The 1,268-nt window shown below is 42.0% G+C and carries 2 protein-coding genes; both read right to left on the bottom strand.

Going from position 1 to position 1,268, the window contains the following annotated elements; all coding sequences use genetic code 11:
• Nucleotides 1–38 precede the first annotated feature (38 nt).
• Entirely contained in the window at nt 39–923 is an 885-nt protein-coding gene (locus C3B52_RS35565; protein WP_103111007.1) for an IS3 family transposase, read from the bottom strand.
• Nucleotides 872–1,186: a helix-turn-helix domain-containing protein gene (locus C3B52_RS35560; RefSeq protein ID WP_103111006.1), complete on the bottom strand. Its 315-nt coding sequence runs from the start codon at nt 1,184–1,186 to the stop codon at nt 872–874. The genes C3B52_RS35565 and C3B52_RS35560 overlap by 52 nt, the downstream gene beginning before the upstream one ends.
• Nucleotides 1,187–1,268 lie beyond the last annotated feature (82 nt).

Genomic DNA, 1,268 nt, shown 5'->3' with positions numbered 1-1,268 from the left:
TGGTCAAGACCCTATTTAGTAGACAGTTAAAAAAACACCTAAGCTGCAAGCTGGCGTCGGTACTGAACCGGCGTCAGTTTGTTTAATTTCCTTTGTGGTCGATCGTTATTGTAAAAATGGATGAATTCCTCAATTCGTCTTTGTACCTCTTCCATAGTTCGTATATCATATGGATAGAGAGCTTCTGTCTTGAGATGAGAGAAGAAGCTTTCCATAGAGGCGTTGTCATGACAGTTGCCTCGACGGGACATGCTGATTTGGGCGCCAACCTTTGGCAGCATGTCGTGGTAAGCGTGGGACGTGTATTGGAATCCTTGGTCGCTGTGAACGATCAATCCAGTCACGTCCTTATGTTTTTCAAATGCCTTAAGAAAAGTTTGTATAACGAGATCATTATCATTACGAAGACTTGTGTGGTAAGCCACAATTTCATTGTTAAACAGATCTTTTACAGCTGAAAGGTACAGCCATTTGTCACCAACTCGATACTGCGTTACATCTGTTACCCATTTTTGATTCGGTTGAGTTGCATGGAAATATCGTTGTAACCGATTTTCAGCAACACGGTAACTAACAGTTGATCCAACCATATGCCTTCTCTTCCGACGTATCCGAGAACGAATTCCCATTTCTTGCATCAAACGGAGTACCTTTTTGTGATTCATCAAGACCTGATGGTCTTGATACAAATGCATTTGGATCTGACGGTAGCCATAGATACCATCATATTTCTTGTAAAGGGAGAGAATGAGTTGCTTCGCTGTCTCGTCCTTTTTATTGTTCTTACGTTTCAAATAGGCGTAGAATCCGCTTCTCGATATCCCAAGCTCCTTACACAAAGCTTGGACGGAGTAACGATCTCTCAGTTCGTTTACGAGTTGATACTTGATTTGTACACCTCCTTCTTCGTAATTTCTAACCACTTTTTTAGGACAGCATTCTCCATCTCTAAACGCTTCATGTAACGATCTTTATCCACGTACTCCTTCCGTCGTCCACGACGATCTATAAGACCAAAATCGCCATACAACCGGAATTGCCTCATCCATACTTTCAGACGTTGCACATCCGCTATCCCTAATTCATCCGCCACCTGCTGCTTAGTCATTCCCTGTAACCGCATCTCAATCGCTTTCTTCTTTAACTCAAAACTAAATGATTGGAATTTTTGCCCCTTTTTAGCCATGAAAAAAAGCACCCCCTAAAATAATCATCGGTTTTAACACCAGGGTGTTTTTCCAATGTCTACTTTAAGGGGTGCACTTCAC

It is taken from the genome of Brevibacillus reuszeri, assembly GCF_002897295.1.
Classification (GTDB): Bacteria; Bacillota; Bacilli; order Brevibacillales; family Brevibacillaceae; genus Brevibacillus; species Brevibacillus reuszeri_A.
The sequence above is the reverse complement of the archived record's forward strand: the minus strand, read 5'-3'. Positions and strand labels throughout refer to the sequence as shown.